The organism is Sedimentitalea sediminis (genome assembly GCF_042687825.1).
Taxonomy (GTDB): Bacteria; Pseudomonadota; Alphaproteobacteria; order Rhodobacterales; family Rhodobacteraceae; genus Sedimentitalea.
In genome coordinates this window covers 56,137-77,942 of sequence record NZ_JBHUQE010000012.1, presented here as the reverse complement: position 1 = coordinate 77,942, position 21,806 = coordinate 56,137, and the positions used below count along the sequence as shown (strand labels likewise).

Annotated in this window: 21 protein-coding genes; 10 read left to right on the top strand and 11 right to left on the bottom strand. The window is 64.0% G+C overall.

Annotation, left to right across the window (positions count from 1 at the left end):
• Positions 1–6: 6 nt before the first annotated feature.
• The 8 genes from ACFMPD_RS11540 to ACFMPD_RS11505 form a co-directional block, all read right to left on the bottom strand.
• Positions 7–705 carry a response regulator gene (locus ACFMPD_RS11540; protein ID WP_380994292.1) on the bottom strand — a complete coding sequence of 233 codons (699 nt, stop codon included), beginning with the start codon at positions 703–705 and terminating at the stop codon, positions 7–9.
• A 135-nt stretch (positions 706–840) separates the two neighbouring features.
• Positions 841–2,607, bottom strand: coding sequence for a PQQ-dependent methanol/ethanol family dehydrogenase (locus tag ACFMPD_RS11535; protein ID WP_380994290.1), 1,767 nt, complete (start codon positions 2,605–2,607; stop codon positions 841–843).
• Between the two features lie 275 nt (positions 2,608–2,882).
• The gene (locus ACFMPD_RS11530; protein ID WP_380994287.1) at positions 2,883–3,410 is read right to left on the bottom strand and encodes a tetratricopeptide repeat protein; all 528 of its coding nucleotides are present in this window, start codon (positions 3,408–3,410) and stop codon (positions 2,883–2,885) included.
• A gap of 39 nt (positions 3,411–3,449) precedes the next feature.
• Positions 3,450–4,241, bottom strand: coding sequence for an ABC transporter permease (locus tag ACFMPD_RS11525; RefSeq protein ID WP_380994285.1), 792 nt, complete (start codon positions 4,239–4,241; stop codon positions 3,450–3,452).
• Complete coding sequence (locus ACFMPD_RS11520) at positions 4,238–4,957, bottom strand: ABC transporter ATP-binding protein (RefSeq protein WP_380994282.1); 720 nt, start codon at positions 4,955–4,957, stop codon at positions 4,238–4,240. The genes ACFMPD_RS11525 and ACFMPD_RS11520 overlap by 4 nt, the downstream gene beginning before the upstream one ends.
• Complete coding sequence (locus ACFMPD_RS11515; RefSeq protein ID WP_380994279.1) at positions 4,954–5,415, bottom strand: cupredoxin domain-containing protein; 462 nt, start codon at positions 5,413–5,415, stop codon at positions 4,954–4,956. The genes ACFMPD_RS11520 and ACFMPD_RS11515 overlap by 4 nt, the downstream gene beginning before the upstream one ends.
• Positions 5,416–5,466: 51 nt before the next feature.
• Positions 5,467–6,471: a YVTN family beta-propeller repeat protein gene (locus ACFMPD_RS11510; RefSeq protein ID WP_380994277.1), complete on the bottom strand. Its 1,005-nt coding sequence runs from the start codon at positions 6,469–6,471 to the stop codon at positions 5,467–5,469.
• Positions 6,468–7,631, bottom strand: coding sequence for an ABC transporter substrate-binding protein (locus ACFMPD_RS11505; RefSeq protein WP_380994274.1), 1,164 nt, complete (start codon positions 7,629–7,631; stop codon positions 6,468–6,470). The genes ACFMPD_RS11510 and ACFMPD_RS11505 overlap by 4 nt, the downstream gene beginning before the upstream one ends.
• Positions 7,632–7,806: 175 nt before the next feature.
• Between ACFMPD_RS11505 and pedF the strand changes: the two genes are divergently transcribed.
• Positions 7,807–8,484 carry a cytochrome c-550 PedF gene (gene pedF, locus ACFMPD_RS11500; protein ID WP_380994271.1) on the top strand — a complete coding sequence of 226 codons (678 nt, stop codon included), beginning with the start codon at positions 7,807–7,809 and terminating at the stop codon, positions 8,482–8,484.
• A gap of 34 nt (positions 8,485–8,518) precedes the next feature.
• Positions 8,519–9,433 (top strand): substrate-binding periplasmic protein, encoded by a 915-nt coding sequence (locus tag ACFMPD_RS11495; RefSeq protein WP_380994269.1) that lies wholly within the window; start codon positions 8,519–8,521, stop codon positions 9,431–9,433.
• On the opposite strand, the gene ACFMPD_RS11490 is transcribed toward ACFMPD_RS11495, so the two are convergent.
• Positions 9,430–10,293 carry an FAD:protein FMN transferase gene (locus ACFMPD_RS11490; RefSeq protein ID WP_380994266.1) on the bottom strand — a complete coding sequence of 288 codons (864 nt, stop codon included), beginning with the start codon at positions 10,291–10,293 and terminating at the stop codon, positions 9,430–9,432. The two genes, ACFMPD_RS11495 and ACFMPD_RS11490, sit on opposite strands and share 4 nt — an antisense overlap.
• Positions 10,290–12,374 carry a 4Fe-4S binding protein gene (locus ACFMPD_RS11485; protein ID WP_380994264.1) on the bottom strand — a complete coding sequence of 695 codons (2,085 nt, stop codon included), beginning with the start codon at positions 12,372–12,374 and terminating at the stop codon, positions 10,290–10,292. The genes ACFMPD_RS11490 and ACFMPD_RS11485 overlap by 4 nt, the downstream gene beginning before the upstream one ends.
• Positions 12,375–12,523: 149 nt before the next feature.
• Between ACFMPD_RS11485 and pqqA the strand changes: the two genes are divergently transcribed.
• The 8 genes from pqqA (at position 12,524) to ACFMPD_RS11445 (ending at position 20,790) form a co-directional block, all read left to right on the top strand.
• On the top strand, positions 12,524–12,631 hold the full coding sequence (gene pqqA / locus ACFMPD_RS11480; protein ID WP_380994262.1) for a pyrroloquinoline quinone precursor peptide PqqA: 108 nt from the start codon (positions 12,524–12,526) through the stop codon (positions 12,629–12,631).
• A gap of 24 nt (positions 12,632–12,655) precedes the next feature.
• Positions 12,656–13,543, top strand: a complete 888-nt coding sequence (pqqB, locus tag ACFMPD_RS11475) for a pyrroloquinoline quinone biosynthesis protein PqqB (RefSeq protein WP_380994259.1) — start codon at positions 12,656–12,658, stop codon at positions 13,541–13,543.
• Entirely contained in the window at positions 13,540–14,283 is a 744-nt protein-coding gene (gene pqqC, locus ACFMPD_RS11470) for a pyrroloquinoline-quinone synthase PqqC (RefSeq protein WP_380994256.1), read from the top strand. The genes pqqB and pqqC overlap by 4 nt, the downstream gene beginning before the upstream one ends.
• Positions 14,280–14,567: a pyrroloquinoline quinone biosynthesis peptide chaperone PqqD gene (gene pqqD, locus ACFMPD_RS11465; RefSeq protein WP_380994253.1), complete on the top strand. Its 288-nt coding sequence runs from the start codon at positions 14,280–14,282 to the stop codon at positions 14,565–14,567. Before pqqC ends, pqqD begins: the two co-directional genes overlap by 4 nt.
• Positions 14,564–15,643, top strand: coding sequence for a pyrroloquinoline quinone biosynthesis protein PqqE (gene pqqE / locus ACFMPD_RS11460; protein ID WP_380994250.1), 1,080 nt, complete (start codon positions 14,564–14,566; stop codon positions 15,641–15,643). The genes pqqD and pqqE overlap by 4 nt, the downstream gene beginning before the upstream one ends.
• A gap of 262 nt (positions 15,644–15,905) precedes the next feature.
• Positions 15,906–16,991 carry a TRAP transporter substrate-binding protein gene (locus tag ACFMPD_RS11455; RefSeq protein WP_380994247.1) on the top strand — a complete coding sequence of 362 codons (1,086 nt, stop codon included), beginning with the start codon at positions 15,906–15,908 and terminating at the stop codon, positions 16,989–16,991.
• 126 nt (positions 16,992–17,117) lie between these two features.
• Complete coding sequence (locus ACFMPD_RS11450; RefSeq protein ID WP_380994244.1) at positions 17,118–18,116, top strand: TRAP transporter small permease subunit; 999 nt, start codon at positions 17,118–17,120, stop codon at positions 18,114–18,116.
• Positions 18,117–18,126: 10 nt separating this feature from the next.
• Positions 18,127–20,790: a TRAP transporter large permease gene (locus tag ACFMPD_RS11445; protein WP_380994241.1), complete on the top strand. Its 2,664-nt coding sequence runs from the start codon at positions 18,127–18,129 to the stop codon at positions 20,788–20,790.
• A 143-nt stretch (positions 20,791–20,933) separates the two neighbouring features.
• Here ACFMPD_RS11445 and mepK read toward each other — a convergent pair whose 3' ends face one another.
• Positions 20,934–21,503, bottom strand: coding sequence for a peptidoglycan L,D-endopeptidase MepK (gene mepK, locus ACFMPD_RS11440; protein ID WP_380994239.1), 570 nt, complete (start codon positions 21,501–21,503; stop codon positions 20,934–20,936).
• Positions 21,504–21,806: the final 303 nt, after the last annotated feature.

The window sequence follows — 21,806 nt, the reverse complement described above, 5'->3', positions numbered from 1 at the left end:
GCCAGCCTAGGCGGGGGGATGCGTGTCGTGCAAGACATTTGCAAAGCTGGTCTGCTTGGCGATCAGCACGGCCTGGGTCCGGCTTTGAACGCCCAGTTTGCGCATGATCGCCGTGACATGGGCCTTGACTGTGGTTTCCGCGATCGACAGCTCATAGGCGATCTGCTTGTTCAGCTTGCCTTCGCAGATCAGTTGCAGGATGCGCGCCTGCTGATTGGTCAGCGAGGCCAGCCGGTTCACGGCATCGTCCGGGTCGGCAAGGCCGGGTTCCTGCAGCAGGTCGTAGCCCGCCGGGATGTAGGTTTCGCGCTGTTGCAGGGCTGTCAGGGCCTGGCGGAAAACGTCGCGCTGGCTGTGCTTGGGGATGAACCCCGAGGCACCGGCATGGATGACCGAGCTGATGATGCGGTTGTCCGCCATCGCCGAGACCACGACGATCGGGCTTTTGGTGGCATTGCGCAGCCGCAACAGACCGTCCAGACCGTTCACGTCCGGCAGGTTCAGATCCAGCACGACAAGGTCGACCTGCGTCTTCTGCCCGATCAGATCGAGCGCTTCCTGCAAGGTCGGTGCGGTGTGCATGCTGCTGATTCCAGAGACCGCCTGCAAGGTCATCGACAGCGCGTCGCAGAACAGCGGATGATCGTCCACGATCAGGGCCGAGTGAAAAATGCGTGGTTCCGGCGTGTCGATCATCAGGCGCATGGGCTTTCCCTGCTGCTGGCGTTGCCTGACATCATAGCAAAGACCCGGCTAATCAGGTATACGCCTAAGGTCGTAGAACAGCAAAACGCGCGCCCCGCGGGGCGCGCGTTCGTTGCATGGGGACCGGGGCTGCGCTCAGTTCTTGGCGGCCATAGATTTGGCCAGCTTGAAGGTCCAGACCATGCCGCCCTGGTTCAGATAGTTCACCTTTTTGGCGACTTCGCCGCCCCACAGGGGCACCGCACCGCCCCAGCCGGAAATGATCGAGACGAACTGCTCGCCATCCTGCTCCCAGGTGACCGGCTGGCCGACGATGCCCGAACCGGTCTGGAACGACCACAATTCCTCGCCGGTTTCGTCGTCAAAGGCAATGAACCGGCCTTCGGGCGTGCCGGTAAAGACCAGCCCGCCGGCGGTGGTCATCACGCCGCCCCACAGCGGGGATTCGTTCTTGAACTCCCACTTGATTTCGCCGGTGTCCGGGTCGATCGCCTTGAGCGAGCCGATATGGTCCTCGTAGTTCGGCTTGATGGTGAACCCAGCGCCCAGATAGGCCGCGCCCTTCTTGTAGCTGATCGGCTCGTTCCAGATATCCATGCCCCATTCGTTGGACGGCACATAGAAATTGCCGGTGTTCTGGCTATAGGCCATGGGCATCCAGTTCTTGCCGCCCAGAAAGGACGGGCTGGCAAAGATCACGTCGCCCTTTTTGCCATCGGCCGCGGCCGCCGGGTTGCCGGGGCGGTTGGCCTCGTCAAAGATCGGCCGCCCGGTGTCGTCGATGCCGGTTGCCCAGGTGATGTCCTTGACGAAGGGCGCGGCGCTGACAAAGGCGCCGTCCTCGCGGTTCAGCACATAGAAGTACCCGTTGCGGTCGGCGGTGGCAAAGCGCTTGTTGCCGGCGCGGTCGGTATAGGCGACCACTTCGTTGACACCGTCATAGTCCCAGCCCTCGCGCGGGGTGGTCTGAAAATGCCACTTGATCTCGCCCGTCGCCGGGTCGATTCCGATGCGGCTGGCGGCATAGAGATTGTCGCCGGTGTTGCCTTCGACCGGCGTGCCGGCGTTGCGCAGGTGGCTGTTCCAGGGGGCCGGGTTGCCGGCGCCAAAGACCAGCGTGTCGGTCTCGATGTCATAAGAGCCGCCCAGCCAGGTTGCACCGCCGCCGGTCTTCCACATGTCGCCCGGCCAGGTCGCGTTCAGCGTCCCGGTCATGGTGCTTTCCTCGCCGTTCAGCGTGCCCATGTGGCCCTCGATGACCGGACGGGTCCAGACCAGTTCGCCGGTTTCCGCGTCGCGCGCCTGAACCTCGCCGACAATGCCGAATTCGCCGCCGGAATTGCCGGTGATCACCAGCCCGTTCACAATCAAAGGCGCGGCGGTATAGGAATAGCCGGCCTTGTAGTCGGCGATCTTCTTGCGCCATTTCACGTCGCCGGTCTTGAGGTCCAGCGCCACGATGCGCGCGTCCAGCGTGCCGAAATAGAAATTGTCGCCATAGATGGCACCGCCCCGGTTGATCACGTCGCAGCAGGGCAGGATGCCCTCGGGCAGGCGGGCGTCGTACTGCCACAATTCCGCGCCGGTCCTGACGTCGATGGCATAGACGCGGCTGTAAGAGCCGGTGATGTACATCACGCCGTCATAGATCAGCGGCTGGGATTCCTGGCCGCGCTGTTTTTCGCCGCCCAGGCTAAAGGCCCAGGCCGGGGACAGATGTTTGACATTCTCCTTGTTCAGGGTGTCCAGCGGGCTAAAGCGCTGCAGATGCCGCCCCATGCCGTTGGTCAGAATTTGAGTGGTGACGGATTGGTCGTTTTGCAGGTCTTCCTCGGTCACGCCGGCATGGCTGGCGCCTGCCATCATGACGCCGGCAACAACCACGGTGATAAAGCGATTCATGTGGGCTCCTCCCATATGTCCTTGTTCCAATGCCAGCGCCCCGGATGTGCGGACGCCGGCCAACCGCAGTATCGGGAATGCCGGGCGCGGGCGGTATTGCACCATGGTCGTACGCGTTGGGCCGACGCAAAGGGGGCGGCGCGAGACGTGCTGTTTCCGCCCCAGTTCCCGCTGATCATACGCGCGGTTTCCGGGTGCGCGACGATCCGGCAAAAACAATAAGTGGCAGGGATATCGTCGTGAAACTTAACGTGGCGCGTGAATCGGATGAAGGTTCAGAAAAGCGGCGCGTATTTCCAGTTGTCCGCGTCGGGCGTGACCTCGTCCAGATCGTAACCTGCGCCCTGCAGACGTTTCGCGATGGCCAGACCGTCGCGTGCGGCTTCGTCGATCAGCGCCCGTCCGCGAACCGGATCGCGGGCCACGCCATGACCGCGCATCAGGGCCAAGCCATAGTTGAACTTGCCCACCGGATCGCCGGATTCGGCGGCCTGCCGGTCCCATTCGGCGGCCGCATCCGGATCATAGGCGCCACCCAGCCCGTTGTTTTCGAGTTGGCCCATCCATGTCATTGCGCCGGTATAGCCCGCCTCGGCGCAGCGCCGGAAAAGCTCGCGGGCCAGACCGTGGCGGCCGGATTTGGTGATCAGATAGCCGCTGGCACAGGTCGTCATGTCGGTCTGTCCGCGCCGGATGTTGTCCATCATGCGGCCCAGCGTCATTTCCTCGGGGTTGAGCGTGCCCGCGTCGTCCCCGGTCTGGGCCAGTGCCGGTCCCCCGGTCAGGATCAGCATCAGGATCATCAGGGATGGGGTCGATTGCAACTCAGCCTCCGTGCCGGTTCAGCTTTTGCGCCGGATCATGCCGCGCGCCGGATCATACCCCCAACAGGCCAATCCCAGCAGCCCGGCGGCGGCCAGCGCGGTGATCAGAAAGGCGGTTGCGCTGAACTGCCCGTACAGTGCGAAACGGATCAGCTCGACCGCATGGGTAAACGGGTTCGCGGCGCAGATGTCGTGCAGCAGTTCCGAGCTTTCGGCCATTTTCCACAACGGGTAAAGCGCGGTGGACAGAAAGAACATCGGGAAGATCACGAAATTCATCACCCCGGCGAAATTCTCGAGCTGCTTTATGGTCGAGGACAGCGCCAGCCCCAGCGCGCCCAGCATGATCCCCGCCAGCAGCAGCGCTGGCAACAGAGTGACATAGCCGGTCGCGGAAAAGCGGATGCCATAGAGGGCGGTGACACCGAGAAAGACATAGACCTGCAGGATCGAGATCGCGGTGCTGGCCAGCAGCCGGCAGATCAGCAGCCACCAGCGCGGCAGCGGGCTGGTCAGCAATAGCCGCATCGAGCCCATTTCGCGATCATAGACCAGCGACAGCGAACTCTGCATGCCGTTGAACAGCAGGATCATGCCGCACAACCCCGGCACTATATAAACCTCGTAGGTGGTATAGGTCTGATAGGGCGGGGTGATCGACAGGCCCAGCGCGGCGCGGAACCCGGCGGCAAAGACCACCAGCCATAACAGCGGGCGCACCAGAGCGGCGACAAAGCGGCTGCGATGGCCGACAAAGCGCAGCGCCTCGCGCGTGGCGATGGCCCGCAGGGCTGTCAGCGCGGCGATCATGCCGCCGCTCCGGTCAGGGCCAGGAAATGGTCGTTCAGCGACAGCGCCCCGCGCCCGGGCCGGGCCAGCCCGTTTTCCAGCAGCCGGCCCCGGTGCAGGATCAGCACCTTGTCCGTATCGCGAACCTCGTCGGTCAGGTGGGTCGCCCACAACACCGTCAGTCCGTCGCGCGCGGACAGATCATGCACGTGATCGGTGATGGCGCGGCGGGTCGCGGCGTCCAGGCCGACGGTCGGCTCGTCCAGCAACAGCACCTCTGGGCGGTGGATCAGGCTGCGGGCGATTTCCAGTCGCCGGCGGTGGCCGCCATTCAGATCGCGCACGGTTTCGCCGAGCCGCTCGCGCATGTCCAGACGGTCCAGCACCGCGTCGATGCGCACCCGTGCCGCCTTGCCGGACAACCCGTGCAGCGCCGAGAAATATGTCAGGTTCCGCAGCACGGTCAAATCCAGATCCAGCGTCGGCTGCTGGAACACCACGCCCATGCTGCGCAGGGCACCATGCGGATCCCGGGCCAGATCGTGCCCGGCGATGCGGATGCGGCCTCGAGGCGCCACGAACAGCCGTGTCAGTAACGAGAAAAGGGTCGATTTTCCGGCCCCGTTGGGCCCCAGCAGCGCGCAGAACGTGCCGGGTTCGATCCGAAAGCTCAGATCGTGCAGCGCCTGCTTTTGGCCATAGGCGTATCCCAGATTCTCGACGCGCAGCCCGGTCACTGTATGGTGATCTCCAACCGTTGGGTTTCGCCGGTCGAGCCGGGCACCCTGAGGTGATAGCGTCCGGGTTTCACCGCGATGAACCCGATTTCCATTTCGCCGGCCTCGTCGAACTCGATGCTGTCCAGCCCCAGGGGCCGGATCTCCAGGCCCTCGACCACGATCTCGTCGACCCAGATGGCGCGAAAGAACTCGGGGCCCGCCAGCGCCAGTTCCTGGCTGCCGTCGCCGATGATCTCGAACTCGTAATAGGTGCCCGATTTCAGCGTCCAGGGGGCGTCGGCCAGCGGCATGCCGGCGGACAGGCTGATCGGGGGCAGGTCCTGTTTGTTCGTGGCCGACAGCAGGCCGGCCAGGCCGAATTGCGGTGCGTCATCGTCAGCATCGGCCAGGCCAGGGCCGGCCAGGATCAGGCAGCAGGTTGCGGCCAGGGCGGGTTTTTTAAGTCGTTTCAGCATCTTGTTTCCTGTCCTTTTGGTGGCATGTGGTCCGATTGACGGGTTATTTACTCAGGGGCGCAGCGCGGCGCCCCAGGGAAACCGGCCGACCTTGATGGATTTGACCGCTTCGCGCCGGGCCACGTCGATCACGGTGACATCACCGGACACGCCGTTGGTGGTGAACAGCAGCGACTTGTCGGGCGAAAACGCCATATGCCAGACCCGCCGGCCGACCAGGATATAGTCCTCGACCTGCAGGGTTTCGGCATTGACCACCGCGACATGGTTCGATGGTCCCAGCGCGACAAAGGCGGTCTTTTCGTCGGCGGTGAATTCGAACCCCACCGGTTGCACCCGGTCCGGATGCACGCCCTTGACCGCAAACTCGATCGTGCCCTTTTCGATCTGGGTGGCGGTGTCAAAGACGGTGATGGTGCCGCCGATTTCCGAACTGACCCACAACTCGCTGCCATTGGCGGTGAACTCGGCATGGCGCGGGCGGGCGGCGACCAGCGTATTGGCAAACAGCGCGCGGGTCTCGGTGTCGATCCAATGCGCCATGTTGGTGGTTTCCGAGGTGGTGATGGCGATCTTGCCATCGGGCGAAACCGCCATGCCCTCGGGTTCGATTCCGACATTGATCTGGGCGATCACGCTGCGGGTCTGTGTATCGACCACGGTGGTGACCGCATCGTCCTCGTTGGCGATGTAAAGGTGGCGGTCATTCGGATGCAGGACGAACTGTTCCGGGTCCTCGCCCGAGGGCAGTTCGTGCAGGATCTCGCCGGAAACCGGGTCCATGACCTGGACCGTGTCGCTGTCAGAGGCGCAGATATAGACGCGGGAATGATCCTGCGAAAAAGTGATGCCGCGCGGGCGCTCGCCGGTCGGCAGGGTCCGGATAACCGACAGCGTGTCAATGTCGATCACGCTGATCGTGTCGTCCTTTTCGTTGGTGACCCAGATTTCGGCGGCCTGCGTCGGCAGCGCCAGCATCATTGTCGCCGCAAACAGTGCCGGGCGCGCGGCGCGAAAGCGGGCCGGGCTGGGGAGGCAGGAAAAAAGGGCTGTCATTGAAAGGCCTCGCAGGTGCTTTCGGGGGCGTCCAGCCCCAGGGTGTCAAGTTCGCTGCGCTGATGCAGATAGCCGGGCAGAGGGGCCTGGGCGGCCAGAGCGGCGGCAGTGACCAGGGGAACCGGCTGACGCAGCTGGCCGTTCCAGCCGCGATAGCTGAGGGGGCGGCCCTTGAAGGCGGCCAGTTGAAAATCGTCGGACAACAGATAGCCGCGCAGCGTCGCGGCGTCGGCGCGGCCGGTGCGGGTCACGGCCTCGCCGATGCTGCGCACCGCCGCCCAGGCGGCATAGTCCCGGTCCTGCATCGCCCGGCCCGCCAGATCGCGGAACCGCGATTGCAGCTGCGCTGCGCCCCATTGTTCGACCACCGGCGCCCAGGCCGTGGGTCGCAGACCCTCAGAGCCGGCCACGGGCCGCGGCTGCCAGGTGTTATAGGCGACATAGCGGCCGAAATCGCGCAATTCGTCGGCGATCAGCAGGACATCGTGATCGCCCATGGACTGGGTGAACAGCGGCACCTCCTGGGCGGCGTTGCGGCGCATGTCAGCATCAAAATCCCAGCGTTTTTCGGCGGCAATGCTCAGTCCGAACTTGCCGGCGCTGCGGCGCAACGCGTCGGCAAAGGCCTGATCGCCCGGATGGCTCCCGGCGATCAGGCCCAGCCGGTCCCAGCGCCGGCTGCGCAGAAACTGCATCAGGGCGTCGCTGCGCATCAGATACGAGGGCAGGGCATGCAGCAGGTTGGCGCGGCAATCCGCATCGCGCAGCGCGGTCTCGGCACTGGAGACGTTGAACAGCAGCGCCCTGCGCGCCTCGGGCAGATCGGCAACGCGCAGCTGATCGGCGGCGGGCGCATCCAGCAGCAGCAGCGAAGCCCCGGCAAGGGCGGTGCGCGCGGCGGCGGTCAGATCGCCGTCCACAGGGACCGTGACGATATCCAGCGTGTAATCCTGTCCGAGAAAACTGCCGGTGGTGCGGTTGTCCATCACTGCCAGCCGGGCGCCGCTCTCCCCCAGATCCGTGGGCACCGGATCGAGGTTGGACAGGGTCGGCGGCTGGGCGACCTGCTGTTTCAAATAGACCATCGGAACCGTGATTTCCGCAAGGGCGGCCTGTGCGGCAAGGGCGGCCGTGACAAGGCTGAGACAGAGGCGGCGCACGGGGTTCTCCGGTCAAATAAGAAGAAAGCCCTGTCAGCGTAGAATGCGGCCTGAACGCCGGTCCATTGGACCAAGGTCGTATGGTTCGCGGTCCGATTTCCAACTTAAGTCCCGTATCAAGCCGCCGTGCCCGTCCGCTAGAAATGGATATGGAACACAGCAACAGGAGGACACCATGTTCAGACTGCCCCTGGCCGCCCTTGGCCTGATTGCCGCAGCCACGATGGCGCAAGCCCATGGCGATGTGGCCCCGCAACCGGTCAATACCGACGCTCTGCCCGATGTGGGCGAGGAATGGCTGATCGAAAATCCCTATCGCGGCCAAAGCGAAGAAGTCTGGCAAGCGGCGATCGAGATCGGCAGCAGCGGCTATAACCAGAACTGCGCACGCTGCCATGGGCTGGGCGTCGTGTCCGGCGGACTGGCCCCCGATCTGCGCTATCTCGAGGCCGAAGAGTTCGGCGACGAATGGTATGTCGAGCGGTTTCAGACCGGGTACACGCAGAATGGCATCACCAAGATGCCGGCCTTTGGGGAATTGCTGGGGCAAAAGGCCGCCTGGGCGATCCGTACCTATATCGAGACTCGTCCCACTGACGGCGCCATGGATGAGGTAACGCCGCGCCTGTTGCAGATCCGCGATGAACTGAAGACCATGGCCGATGCGGGCGCAGGCGACAGCGCCGCATTGCAGGCCGAACTGGCGGCGATCGCCAAGGGTGTGGAAACCGGATCGGGCGCGCCGGTAGCGGACAGCCCCGCCTATCGCGCAGCGAAACTGATCGCCGGCGATGCGCCGGATTTCGCTGCTGCTGCCGAAGTTCTGACGGTTGGATTGTCGGCCGCGCACTGATCCTGAGTGCACGGCCAATAAAGAGAGGGGGCACATGCGCACGCGCATCATCGCACCACTGCTTGCACCACTGCTTGCCCTGCTGATCAGCGGCGCCACTACGCACGCGGTCTCGGCGCGCTGCGAGGATCATGTGCCCCAACTCAAACCCCAGAATGCCTCGCGCGACCGCGTCGGACAGGATTTGGACACGATAGAGGAACGCGGATTCATCACCTTTGCCGCCTATGCGGATTTCCCGCCCTGGTCCTGGCAGGATCGGGGTCAGCCGCGCGGTGTGGATATCGAGATCGGGCGCCTGATCGCGGCCGATCTGGGCGTCGAGGCCCGGTTCAACCTGGTCGCGCCGGGCGAAGATCTGCAGGCCGATCTGCGCAACTGGATCTGGAAGGGGCCGATCGTCGGCGGCAGTGTCGCCAACGTGATGCTGCACGTGCCCTATGACAGCGATTTTGCCTGCCGGGTCGAACAGGTGGTTTTTACCGGCCAGTACCATGTCGAGGAAATCGCCATCGCCTATCGCCGCGCCGCCTATCCCGAGGACCCGCCGGTGCCGGCCTATTTCCGGTTCGATTCCGTGGCCGTCGAAAACGACTCGATTGCCGATTTCTATCTGTCGGCCTTTCCCGGCGGGCAGCTGGCGGGTAATATCCACCGCTATCCCAGCATGGCCGGGGCGATGGCGGGGCTGGTCGCCGGCGAGACCAAGGCCGCGATGGGGCCGCTGGCACAGCTTGAGGCCGGGTTGCAGCCGGGCGTGGCGGTGCATACGCCGCCCTTGCCGGGTTTTGCGGCGGGCAATTGGACGGCCGGTGTCGCGGTACATTTCGCCTATCGCCCGCTGGCCTATGCGGTCGAGGACGCCATCTATGCCGCCATTCAGGACGGGCGCATGGCGCAGATATTTACCGATCACGGGCTGACCTTTCGCCCGCCGGCACTGCGCTAGAACCGCTCGATATCGCCTTTTTCCGATAGCAGCGTTACCTGGGTTCCGCGCGGCATGCGCGCCAGAGCGCGGCGCAGTTCGGCGCGCGTCATGACCGCAAAGGCGGTCGAGGCCGCGTCGGCCACAGCCGCGCTGCGGGCCACGACGCTGACGGTCGACCACAGCGGAGCGGTGTTGCGGGCCGGGTGGCGGATATGGGCTCCGCCCTTCAGAGTCATCGCGCCGGGGCTTGACGTGGCGATGGCAAGTCCGGTCAGTGTCCGGGTGGCAAACAGACCCTGTTTCGGATCCGCCAGTCCCAGAGTGAACGGACCGCCAACGGCGGCGAATTCGCCGATATTGACCAGCGCCCGGCGCAGGCCCAAACGCGCCAGATCGGCGCGGATCAGGTCGGTGGCAAAGCCCTGGGCGATGCCGTTCAGGGTGATCTGCTGGCCCGGGGCCAGATCGATTCCCGTGCCGGTCCGGACGCGATCCCAGCCGATGGCCGCAGGGTCCGGCCTTGCCTGCCACAGGCTCTGGATTGTTGGATCGAACACGCCCCCGGTGGCGGCATGCATGACTGCGCAGAGATCGATCAGCGTGCGAAAGCCCTCTGGCGGGCGGTCCAGTTGGCCGGTGCGGTTCAGCTGCGACAGTACCGATTTCGGATCGTAGAGGCTGAACAGGCGTTCGATTTCGCGCAGCCGGTCCCGGGTGTGGCGGATCGCCGCCTCGGCCAGGTCCGCCGGCGCGTGCAGGGTCAGGCCGATCTCGGCGCCCAGCGCATGGCCCTGCCAGCGGACCGGCGCGGCCGCGGCCGGCGTGGCCAGTGTGGCGGCGGTGACGGTCAGAAAGCGGCGGCGGGTCAGATCTGTCATTCGGCGGCCTCCAGTCGGGTCTTGCGCCGGGCCGCGATGATCAGCGGCACGCAGCGGTTGCGGTCGTTATGGATGGCGACGCAGTCCAGACAGCCAAAGCATTCGGAATAGGCGATCTGGCCGGATTGCCGGATCGCCCCATACCCGCATTTGGCCTTGCACAGCTGACAGGGCGCGCCGCATTCCGCCCGCCGTCTGATCCAGTCGCGCCCGCGGATCAGACCGCCGATGGCCATCACCGCGCCCAGCGGACAGACATAGCGGCAGAACCCCTTGAACAGCACCAGGCCCGACAGCAGCAGGATCGCGGCATAGGCGACATAGTACCACTCGCGGACGAAAAACGTGGTGATCGCTGTCTTGAAGGGTTCGATCTCGGCGGCGGTGTCGACGTGGTCGGGTGCCACAAAGACCGTCGTCACCAGCCCCGCCAGCAACAGGTATTTCAGCATCTTCAGGCGGCGGTCCCATCGCGGGCCGGGTTCGATCTGACGCAGGCCCAGCCGGCGGCCGGCATGATGGGCAAATTCCTGCAGCGCGCCAAAGGGACACAGCCAGCCGCAGAAATAGCCGCGCCCCCAAAGCACAAATCCCAGCACGGCAAAGCCCCAGATCAGCAGCGAAAACGGATCATAGGCGAGAAACCCGAAAGAACCGCCCTGAACCGCGGTCCGGATCACCCCCAGCACCGTGACGATCGACAATTGCCCTTGCCCCCACCAGCCGATGAACACGGTGACGAAGCCCAGGATCAGCAGCCGCTGCGGCGTCAGCCGGCGACGTTCGGCCAGCCTGTCCTGGGCCAGCAGCAGATATGCCGTGAGACCGGTCAGAAACACGGCCAGCACGATCAGGTCGCCCTGGCGCGCGCGCAGGGCCTCGCGCCAAGGGGGCACCGGCTGCACGTTGCCCGGGCGGTCAAAGAACCGCGCGTCGGTCGCGTGCGTGACGGACAGCAGCGTGGACCCGATTTCCGGTTGGAACACGCCATGCTGGCGCACGGCGGCGACGTTCAAGGTCCAGTCGCGCGACGGGTCGAACCCCAGCCGCCGATCGGTGCGCAGGATCATCATGGTGCCGTCCCGCAACTGTTCCGGCAGATCCGGCGACAGCTCGACGAAAAGGTCGCTGTCGCGCAGCGCCACCGGCAACCCGTCCTGTTCCGCCGACAGCCGGTCAGGCGCGGTGTTGCGCACGAAGTCCGGGCTGACCAGCCCGTGACGGCCGGTTTCGATCACGAGGATCGGTTCATCCTGCGGCGAGATCGCCAGGAAATCCTGCAATTCGGCAAAACCGCTTTCGGACAGGACGGCACGGGCGATGGCCGGCGGCCCCAGATCGACGACCCAGAGATCGAGATAGGCGGCCTCGGGATCGCTGCGCGCCTCGGGGTCGTCATCCTGCCACAGGGTGCCGGCAAAGGCGGCATCGACCTCGGCGTTGCTGATCACCGTGCGCCGGGCCAGCCCGCTGGCCACCAGATCGATCCAGCTCAGGTCTTCGTGGTGGTCCGGGTCCGGATGGGCGGGGGGGCCGCTGGCCAGGCCCTGCATCTTTTCGCGCGCCACCGCCAGGGCGGCGGCCATCACCGATTCGTGGGCGATGCGCACCGAGGCCGTCGCCTTTGTGACCCCATCCAGATAGACCAGCGACGATCCCGCACCACCATCGCCATAAGGGGTGCCGACCACGATCGAAGAGGAGATCGACAGGCCTGGATATTGCTCGAAAAATGCGTGGAACGGGGCTTCGCCCAGTCCCGAGACAAAGATCGGTTCATTATGTTCGATCAGACGGACATCGAGAAACCGGCCTTCGAGATCCAGCACCACCAGCACGTTGATCGGTGCGCCGGAAAAACCGGGCAGGGGGGCCAGGGGTTCGGTGGTAAACACATAGCCGGCCGACGCGCCGCCGGAATTCAACAGGCTGTAGACGCCGCGGTCATTGACCGGCTCACCCAGTGAAAATGGCGGCATGATATAGCCGGCCAGATCGTCGCGCTCCAGCGGCTGTGCCGTCAGCGGCGAGACGAAGGACCAGAAGAACAGGCCGGATAGTATCAGGGCAAGCGCGCGCATGTTGCCAGACTAGGTCGACAGGGCGGGGCGCCCCAATTCGACCTTGGTCGCAGGCGCGGTTGCCGGTCTCTACGACCAAAGGCCAATACGCCGCCCGCCTGACCGTTGCTAGGGTGTGACGACCCTAACCAGCCAGAGGAGGAAAACGAATGGCCTGGACTTCACCGAAACTGAAAGAAGTGAACTGCGGCATGGAGATCAACATGTACGCGCCGTCCGAGGACGAAGGCCGCGACTACGAACGCGACCTGTTCTGATCTGCGACTGAAGGGTTCACGGCCATGCGTTTTCTGGTTCTTGGCGCGTCGGCAGGCGGGGGATTGCCACAGTGGAACTGTGGTTGCCCCAATTGCCGGGATGCCCGCAGCGGCAAGATTGCCGCGGCAAGCCAGTCTTCGCTGGCCGTGTCACTTAACGGGCGCGACTGGGCGGTGCTGAACACCTCGCCCGATATCCGGGGTCAGATGATGGCCTGCCCGGCGATGCATCCGCGCGATCTGCGCGACTCGCCGCTGGCTTCGGTTCTGCTGACCAATGGCGATATCGACCATATCGCCGGTCTGCTCAGCCTGCGCGAACAGACGCCGTTCACCCTGTATGCCACGGCGGAAATTCTGCAGGTGCTGGCAGAAAACCGGGTGTTTGACGCGGTCAATGCCGAGAAGGTGGCGCGCCAGACCGTGCGCATCGACGCGCCGTTTGCGCTGCTGCCCGGGCTAACCGCCCAGGTCTTTCCGGTGCCCGGCAAGGTGCCGCTGTTCATGGAGGGCGAGACGGTGCAGACCGATCTCGTCGGTGAACAGACGGTGGGCGTGCGCCTGAGCGATGGCGATACCGTGGCCTATTACATTCCGGGCTGCGCCGATGTGACGGCGGATCTGCTGGCGCGGCTGGCGGATGCGGATCACCTGTTCTTTGACGGCACGCTGTGGACGGATGACGAAATGGTCCGCGCCGGTACCGGCGCAAAGACCGGGCGGCGCATGGGGCATATCTCGATCAGTGGCAGCGAGGGGTCGATGGCGCGGCTGGCCGGGCTGCGGGCGGCCAAGACCTTTATCCACATCAACAACACGAACCCGGTCTGGCAGCCGGACGGCCCCGAGCGCGCGCAGGTGCACGCGGCGGGCTGGACCGTCGCCGCCGACGGAATGGAGATCGCGACATGAATGCGCAGAGCGGGCGGAAAGAGATCATGGAACACCGGTTGCGGTCCATCGGGGCCGAACGCTATCACGACAGGCATCCGTTTCATCACCGGTTGCACAGCGGGCAATGCAGCCCCGACCAGGTGCGCGCCTGGGTGATCAACCGCTGGGCCTATCAGGCGGCCATCCCGATGAAGGACGCGGCCTTTCTGTCGCGCTGCCATGACCCGCAGATGCGGCGCGAATGGCGGTCGCGCATCGAGGATCATGATGGCGATATCGACGGGGGCGGCGGACTCCGGCGCTGGTTGAAACTGGCCGAGGCGGTGGGGTTGGACCCCGACTATGTGGCCTCGGGGCGCGGGGTGCTGCCGGCGACGCAATTCGCGGTCGATGCCTATATCCGCTATGTCCGCGACATGCCGCTGCTGCAGGCCGTGGCCTCGTCGCTGACGGAACTGTTCGCGCCGGCGATCCACGAACGCCGCATCGAGGGCCTGCTGCAGCATTATGACTTCGCCGACGCCGACAGCCTGTCCTATTTCCGCAAACGCCTGACCGAGGCGCCGCGGGATGTGGAATTCGGTCTGTCCTGGGTGCTGCAGCACGCCGATACCCCGGAAAAGCAGGATGCGGCCTGCGCGGCGCTGATCTTTAAAACCGATGTGTTGTGGGCGCAGCTGGACGCGCTGTGGGGGGCCTATGTCGAACCGGGCCGCATACCGCCCGGCGCCTGGCAGCCGGGCGAGGGGCTGGCATGACCCTGCGCATCGCCGCCACTGACCGTCCCTATCTGCCGCGCGGCGTGCGCGTGGTGGCGGACCGGGTCCGCGGCGGCAAGGTACTGCTGGGGCCGGAAAAGGCGATTGCTCTGGACCCGATCGGCGAAGCGATCCTGGCCCGGGTCAACGGCGAGACACCGCTGGAGGACATCATATCCGACCTGGCCGCGACCTATACGGCACCGCGTGAACGGATATCGGAGGATGTGCGCCGGTTCCTGACGGGTCTGCGGGCCCGGATGTTTCTGGCGGTGCAGACATGAGCGCGCCGCCGCCCATCGCCATGCTGGCCGAACTGACACACCGGTGTCCTCTGGCCTGTCCCTATTGCTCGAATCCGACGGACCTGTTGGGCCGCGAAAACGAACTGGACACCGAGACCTGGAGCCGCGTGTTCGGCGAAGCGGCCGCGCTGGGGGTTCTGCAATTGCATCTCTCTGGCGGCGAGCCGGCCTCGCGGCCGGATCTGGTGGCGCTGATGCAGGCGGCGCATGCGGCCGGCCTGTATACCAACCTGATCACCAGCGGCATCGGGCTGACCCCGAAACGGCTGGACGCGCTGGAAGCCGCCGGGATGGATCACATCCAGCTGTCGCTGCAGGGCACGCACGCCGATCTTGCGGACTGGATCGCCGGTTATGCCGGCGGCTATGACCGCAAGATGCGGGTGGCCGCCGAGATCCGCGACCGGGGCATTCCGCTGACCCTGAACGCGGTAATGCACCGGCACAATCTGGACGATCTGCCCCGCACGATAGAGTTGGCCGTGGAACTGGGCGCGCGCCGTCTAGAGGTCGCCTGCGTGCAGTTCCACGGCTGGGCCGCAAAAAACCGCGACCAGCTGTTGCCGAGCCGTGAACAGACTGAAACCGCCAAGCGCATCGTGGCCGAGGCCGAGGCGCGGTTGCGCGGCGTGCTGGCCTTTGATTTCGTGCCGCCTGACTATTACGCCGATTACCCAAAGGCCTGCATGGGCGGCTGGGGCACGGCCGGGCTGAACGTGACGCCCGACGGCACGGTGCTGCCCTGTCACGCCGCCCAAACCATTCCGCACCTGGAATTCGACCGGGTGGGCGACCGGCCGCTGGCCGAGATCTGGTATGACGGCGCGGCCTTCAACGCCTATCGCGGTACCGACTGGCTGCCGCAACCCTGTCAGGGATGTGATCGCAAAGAGATCGATTTCGGTGGCTGCCGCTGTCAGGCGCTGGCTCTTGCAGGCGATGCCGGTGCCACCGACCCGGTCTGCGGGAAATCACCGCAACACCATCTGGTGGCGAACCTGCTGGCACGGGCCTCACAACCTGCGCGATCCGACATGCTGTGGCGCGGCCGCTGAGCCGCTCCCGACGCTACCGCGCGGCTGCCGTTAGGTCATCGGCGGGCGCCGCAATGCCAAGATGTCTGAATCTTTGGCAACTTTCGCACTAGGTGTCGCATTCGGGACGTTTAGGTCGGTTCCGGAGCGAAAAGCCATTGCAATTCCATGCCTTCCGAATACGCTGGCGCGGCAATGGCGAGGGGCCGGTCCTGTGCGACAGGGCGGGCTACCCTCAAAAAAAGCAAGAAACGAACAGACCCAACCGGAGGATTCACTGAATATGGAACGTCGTAAGTTTTTGAAGGGTGCAGCGATCGCGGGTACCGGAGCAGCGCTGGCGGCGCCGGCGCTTGCGCAGGGCGGCAAGACACTGACCATCGTGTCGACCTGGCCGCGGGACTTTCCCGGACTGGGCACGTCGGCACAGCGTCTGGCAGAGCGAATCACTCAACTGTCCCAGGGCGCGCTGCGTACCGAGTATTTCGCCGCAGGCGAACGCGTCGGCGCCTTCGACACTTTTGACGAGGTCGCGTCAGGCAACAGCCAGGCCTATATCGCGGCTGACTATTACTGGGCCGGCAAGCATCCCGCGTTCACCTATTTCACCGCCGTTCCGTTCGGTATGACGGTGCCCGAACACAACGCCTGGATCAAATATGCAGGCGGACAGGAACTGTGGGACAAGGTGGCCGGAGAATTCGGACTGAAGAACCTGATGTGCGGCGGCACCGGAGCACAGGCCGGCGGCTGGTTTAACAAGGAAATCAACACACCAGAGGACCTGAACGGGCTCAAGATGCGCATTCCGGGCCTGGCTGGTGCTGTGATGTCGAAACTGGGCGTCTCGACCGTGTCGCTGCCGGGCGGGCAGATCTATGAAAACCTGGTGTCCGGTTCCATCGACGCCACCGAATGGGTCGGCCCCTACAATGACTATTTCATGAAGTTCTATGAGGCGGCCAAGTTCTACTATACCGCCGGCATGCACGAACCCGGCGCGGCGCTGGCCTTTGGTATGAACAAGTCCTGGTGGGACGGGCTGTCGGAATACGAACAGGCCGTGATCACGGCTGCCTGCAACGAAGAGACCGCCGCCCAGGCCGAAGAAGCGTCGGCCAATAACGGCGCCTACCTGGCACGTCTGGTCAACGATCACGGCGTGCAGACCCGCAGCTTTAGCGACGAGGTCTGGGACGCCTTTGGCGGGGCCGCCGAAGAGGTGTTCGAGGAAACCCGTGAACACTCGCCACTGGCGGCCGAGGTCAACGACCATTATCAGGAAAAGCTGCGTGAAATCGGCGGCTGGCGCGCCGTGGCCGAGATCGAATACTCGAACCATCGGAACCGCATCCTGGGCATCGTTTGACCCTGCTTTGGTAAGATTGCAGGAGGCGGCCGGCTGGCCGGCTCCTGTTCATCCAAAGGTTCTCCGCCCCAGAGGCGTGAGTCCGGCCCGACCTGAACCGGGCCAATTGCAAGCGGGGGAGTTGCAATGCAAGCCACATCCGAAGCGGAAATTCTGTCGCCACCCGGAGCACCGGCACCTTTCGTGCGGTATTTCGGGTGGGCGACGCTGTTTGTCCTGGTGGCCTTCATGATCAATAACGTGCTGATCGTTGGGTATGATTACCCGCCGCTGACATCGCTGTTGGGCGAGGTGGCGGACAACCGGGCCTGGATTCTCCTTGCGCTTTACGCATCAGCGCTGGTCGCCGCGGCGGTGATGATCGTGCGCACGCCGCACCGGGCTCTGCGCTACGACGCCAGGCTGATCAGCAATTTCAACGCATACCTGATCCGCGGTTGCTTCTTCGCGGTCCTGTTCGTGGGCATTGCGGATGCAACCATCGCCTTTCTGCGGGTCGAGGGGCTGCTCGAACGGCTGGTCGATGCGGATCTGTCCCGCGACCTGCTGCGCGCCCGCTTTGTCGGTCCCTATGTACATGTACCGCTGGTCATCGCGGGTTTCGTCGTCGCGCTATTCCTGCGCACCCTGGGTTTTTTCTGGCTGGCGCTGATGATTGTCGCCGCCGAGCTGCTGATCGTGATTTCGCGGTTCGTTTTTTCCTATGAGCAGGCGCTGATGGGCGATCTTGTGCGCTACTGGTACGCCGCGCTGTTCCTGTTCGCCTCGGCCTATACCCTGCTGGAAGAAGGCCATGTGCGCGTCGATGTCCTGTATGCGGGGTTCAACCCGCGGCGCCGGGGCAAGGTCAACGCCATCGGCTCGATCCTGCTGGGCATGACAACGGCCTGGGCGATCATCCTGATCGGGCTGGGCTCGAAACAGGCGATCATCAATTCCCCGGTGGCGAATTTCGAAGTGTCCCAGACCGGGACCGCGGGCATGTTCGTCAAGTATCAGATGGCCGCGTTTCTGGCGATATTCGCGATCACCATGCTGATCCAGTTCGTCGCCTATCTGTTCGAGGCGGTTGCCGACGCCCGCGACGAACCCGGTCATCGCGACCACGCCGCCGTCACGCATTGAGGATCGGATCATGGAACTTTTCTTTCTCGCCGTTCTGATCGTCATCATGGCTTCGGCGCTGGCCTCGGGCTATCCCGTGGCCTTTGCGCTGCCCGGATCGGCGATCATCTCGATCCTGCTGGCGGCCGGTGCCGGCTATTTGGTAACCGGCAACGTCGATGCCTATTTCCATTCCGGCGGTCCGTCGCAATGGCTGACGGCGGGGGTCACCAATCTGCGCGGGGTCTATTGGGAGGTCGAGCGGGACACGCTGATCGCGATTCCGCTGTTCATCTTCATGGGCATCATGCTGCAGCGGTCGAAAATCGCCGAGGATCTGCTGGTGACCATGGCCCAGCTGTTTGGCTCGGTGCCGGGCGGTCTTGGCATCTCGGTGGTCTTCGTCGGCGCGCTGCTGGCGGCCACCACCGGCATTGTCGGTGCCACCGTGGTGGCCATGGGGCTGATTTCCCTGCCGGCGATGCTGCGCAACAACTATTCGCAATCCCTGGCGACCGGGACCATCGCCGCTTCGGGCACGCTGGGGCAGATCATCCCGCCGTCGATCGTGCTGATCATCCTGGCCGACCAGTTGGCCAGCGCCTCGGATCAGGCCAGCACGGCCCGCAAGGCGCTGTACAAGGACGCCACCGGCGAACTGAGCATGCCCAGCGTCTTTGACGTGGCCAGCACCAGTGCCGGCGAGATGTTCCTGGGCGCCTTTGTGCCCGGTATCCTGCTGGTTCTGATCTACATGGTCTATATCCTGATCTTTGCCATCCTGCGGCCGAAATCGGCGCCCGCCGTGCCCTATACCGGGGCGCGGGACGCGGCCTTTTGGGGCAATGTGGTTCTGACGCTGGTGCCGCCGCTGGCGCTGATCTTTCTGGTTCTGGGATCGATCATCGCCGGGATCGCCACCGTGAACCAGGCCGGTGCCATCGGCGCGGCCGGGGCCCTGATCATGGCCGGATACCGGATCACCGAACAGAACAAGACGACCTATTATCCCGCGATCCTGGCGATATTCTCACTGGGACTGATCGGGTTTGCCCTGTCCAATTATGACATGAACGTCAAGGCCGTGCTGCTGAACGAGGGCGGGGACTCTACCGGTCTCACGATCGGAATCATAGCCGTGGTCCTGCTGCTGATTTCTCTGGTCTGGAGCGCTGTGCGGGTGCTCAAGATCGAAAACACCCTGCATGAAGTGATGATCGAAACCGCAAAGACCACGTCGCTGGTGTTCATCATCCTGTTGGGTGCGGCCATGCTGACGGCGGCCTTTCGCGCCTTTGGCGGCGAAGAGCTGGTGCGCGATTTCCTGAATTCGCTGCCGGGCGGATTCTGGACCCAGTTCCTTATCGTGATGCTGGTGATCTTTGTGCTGGGGTTCTTTCTGGACTTCATCGAAATCGCGGTTGTGGTCGTGCCGATTGTCGCGCCGATCCTGCTGGCCGATCCGCAGGCCAATATCACGGCCGTCTGGCTGGGGGTGATGATCGGTCTGAACATCCAGACCTCGTTCCTGACGCCACCTTTCGGCTTTGCGCTGTTCTATCTGCGCGGCGTGGCGCCGGCGATCGTCAAGACGGTGCAGATCTACAAAGGGGTCATTGCCTTTATCGCCCTGCAAATTCTGGCGTTGGGAATTGTCGCTTACTACCCGCAACTGGTGAACTATCTGCCCAACCGGATGAGTTTTCTGTCTGAAAAGTCACCGCCGCCGCGCAATCCCCGGCTGCAGCAATGCCTGGAGGAATACGTGCGTCAGGAGGTCGCCAATGACAGGGATGCGATCACCGAGGCCATCGCCCGGGCGCAGGCGCTGGACCTGGCGATCCTGCCCAAGTCACAATCCTCGGGCCTGTCATCCGCCTTTGCCAGCGCGGACAAGGCCATCGGCCTGTTGGACGAAATCACGGCGACCGAAGCCGCTGTCGTGGAGGCGACAGACGTCTATCGTCCGGCGCTTGCACAGGTGCGCAAGTTGCAGAAGGGCATGCGCGAACTCGAGGACGAGATCGCGCGCCTCGAGAAATCCGGTCGCTATATGTCGGGCGAAAACGTTCAGGCCCGGCGCGACAAGATCAAGGCCCGCGTCGAGGTTCTGAAGGACAAGCGCGACCAGATCGCGGCGCAGGTGCCAGACAGCTGGAAAGCCACGCACGAGACGTTCAGCGCCCTGACCAGGGCAGAGCTGCAGGCGCGAAACAGCTATCGCCGGGCGGCCGACGACGCCGTCGAACCTGTGAGCGAAATGCTGGCGGTGCTGGCGGACAATACCGGTTTCTTCGAGCTCGAGGCGCAGTTGACCGGTCTGCGTGGGGTCATCGCCGATGGCCAACCCGCTGGGGCCGAAGAGGCGCTGGATCAGGTCGGCAAGGCCTTTGGCCAGCTGGCCGGGGCCAATACCGTGTCTTCGGCCCTGTCCAAGGCCCGGCGCGCCATGCGGGGCTCGTCCCCGGATCGTGCCAAGGCTATGGCTGAGTACGACAAGGCGGTCGCTACTTACCAGGACCAGAAAACATGGCGGGCCTCAGCGGACAGCCGGCTCAAGCCCGGGTTGGAAGCCTATCTCGCCGCCTTGTCGGAAACCATCGGTGCCCGACAGCAGACGCGCCTCAGCCGGTCGCAGGCGCTGTACCTGGCTGGGTGCAACTCCGTGCATCGGGATCTGTCGCTGAACTTCTGATCCCGGCGTTGGCAAGCGAAAAATTCGGGTCGGCGGCTTTCTGCCGCCGAATTTGATCCATTTTTAAAGAGATCGCCGGGCACGAAAAAAACCGCTGCAGGACGCAGCGGTTTTGTTGCCGGATCGGAAACGGAAAGGGGCGGTCAGCCGCCCCAGCTGCGCACGACTCCGCAATCCATATGCACGAAATTCGAGCGCGAATATCGCCCGACACCACCGGCCTGACAGGCCGAGGCGGCCTTGGCCATCTGGCTCACCGAGCGGGACGCCAGGCGCAGATCCGCGGCCTGGCCCTTCATGTGCAACGAGTTCTTTGCGACCCCGCGCGAGCGGCGGCGCAGCATGGCGTTGGTCTGCGGGCTGCGATATCCCGACAGCAGCATATAGGGTTCGTTCACGTCCATTAGATTGTGCGCAGCGGCCATGATGTCGATGGTGCGCAGGTCGATGGATTTCAGTTGGTCATTGCGCCAATCGCGCATGAAGTGGTTGATTTCCTTGACAGAATCCTTGATGTACTTGCCATCGATCCAATAGATCATGTCGATGCGTTCGCCGGTTCGCCCGGAATACATCCGAATGCGTCGGATATCTCCGCCACCGCGCAGGAAACCTGCTGCATTTGCAAATGTCGGGGCTGCTGTGACTGCTGTTGCTGCGAATGCACCTAGCAGTGCACGACGGGACATGCCCGTAGAGCTGAGTTCTGTCATTTTACTGCGCCGTCCTGTACGCTTCTCGTCCTGCCTGCGCCCGATGTTACGTGCGCGTTACATATATCCACCCCCAGATGTGTCTACTCTATGCCATGCGCGGCATTCTCAGCCAAGTCCGGATTTGAACAAGTTTTAGACACAATCGTTTTTCGGCAATTTCTCGCGCAATCTGCCGCAACGCCTGTGTCGATGCCCTCAAGCACCATGAATGCGTGCAATTTATCGATATTCGAAAAGTGAATGGACACCATTTGTGCATGTTTCTAACTGTAGAACGGTAGTCTCAATCATTAGCCATTG

Coding starts and splice junctions, on each gene's coding strand:
- pqqD (WP_380994253.1), top strand. CDS start 14,280: ATGACCCTGCGCATCGCCGCCACTGACCGTCCCTATCTGCCGCGCGGC.
- pqqA (WP_380994262.1), top strand. CDS start 12,524: ATGGCCTGGACTTCACCGAAACTGAAAGAAGTGAACTGCGGCATGGAG.
- ACFMPD_RS11485 (WP_380994264.1), bottom strand. CDS start 12,374: ATGCGCGCGCTTGCCCTGATACTATCCGGCCTGTTCTTCTGGTCCTTC.
- ACFMPD_RS11515 (WP_380994279.1), bottom strand. CDS start 5,415: ATGCTGAAACGACTTAAAAAACCCGCCCTGGCCGCAACCTGCTGCCTG.
- ACFMPD_RS11525 (WP_380994285.1), bottom strand. CDS start 4,241: ATGATCGCCGCGCTGACAGCCCTGCGGGCCATCGCCACGCGCGAGGCG.
- pedF (WP_380994271.1), top strand. CDS start 7,807: ATGTTCAGACTGCCCCTGGCCGCCCTTGGCCTGATTGCCGCAGCCACG.
- ACFMPD_RS11530 (WP_380994287.1), bottom strand. CDS start 3,410: ATGATCCTGATGCTGATCCTGACCGGGGGACCGGCACTGGCCCAGACC.
- pqqE (WP_380994250.1), top strand. CDS start 14,564: ATGAGCGCGCCGCCGCCCATCGCCATGCTGGCCGAACTGACACACCGG.
- ACFMPD_RS11535 (WP_380994290.1), bottom strand. CDS start 2,607: ATGAATCGCTTTATCACCGTGGTTGTTGCCGGCGTCATGATGGCAGGC.
- pqqC (WP_380994256.1), top strand. CDS start 13,540: ATGAATGCGCAGAGCGGGCGGAAAGAGATCATGGAACACCGGTTGCGG.
- ACFMPD_RS11450 (WP_380994244.1), top strand. CDS start 17,118: ATGCAAGCCACATCCGAAGCGGAAATTCTGTCGCCACCCGGAGCACCG.
- pqqB (WP_380994259.1), top strand. CDS start 12,656: ATGCGTTTTCTGGTTCTTGGCGCGTCGGCAGGCGGGGGATTGCCACAG.
- mepK (WP_380994239.1), bottom strand. CDS start 21,503: ATGACAGAACTCAGCTCTACGGGCATGTCCCGTCGTGCACTGCTAGGT.
- ACFMPD_RS11455 (WP_380994247.1), top strand. CDS start 15,906: ATGGAACGTCGTAAGTTTTTGAAGGGTGCAGCGATCGCGGGTACCGGA.
- ACFMPD_RS11510 (WP_380994277.1), bottom strand. CDS start 6,471: ATGACAGCCCTTTTTTCCTGCCTCCCCAGCCCGGCCCGCTTTCGCGCC.
- ACFMPD_RS11445 (WP_380994241.1), top strand. CDS start 18,127: ATGGAACTTTTCTTTCTCGCCGTTCTGATCGTCATCATGGCTTCGGCG.
- ACFMPD_RS11540 (WP_380994292.1), bottom strand. CDS start 705: ATGCGCCTGATGATCGACACGCCGGAACCACGCATTTTTCACTCGGCC.
- ACFMPD_RS11490 (WP_380994266.1), bottom strand. CDS start 10,293: ATGACAGATCTGACCCGCCGCCGCTTTCTGACCGTCACCGCCGCCACA.
- ACFMPD_RS11495 (WP_380994269.1), top strand. CDS start 8,519: ATGCGCACGCGCATCATCGCACCACTGCTTGCACCACTGCTTGCCCTG.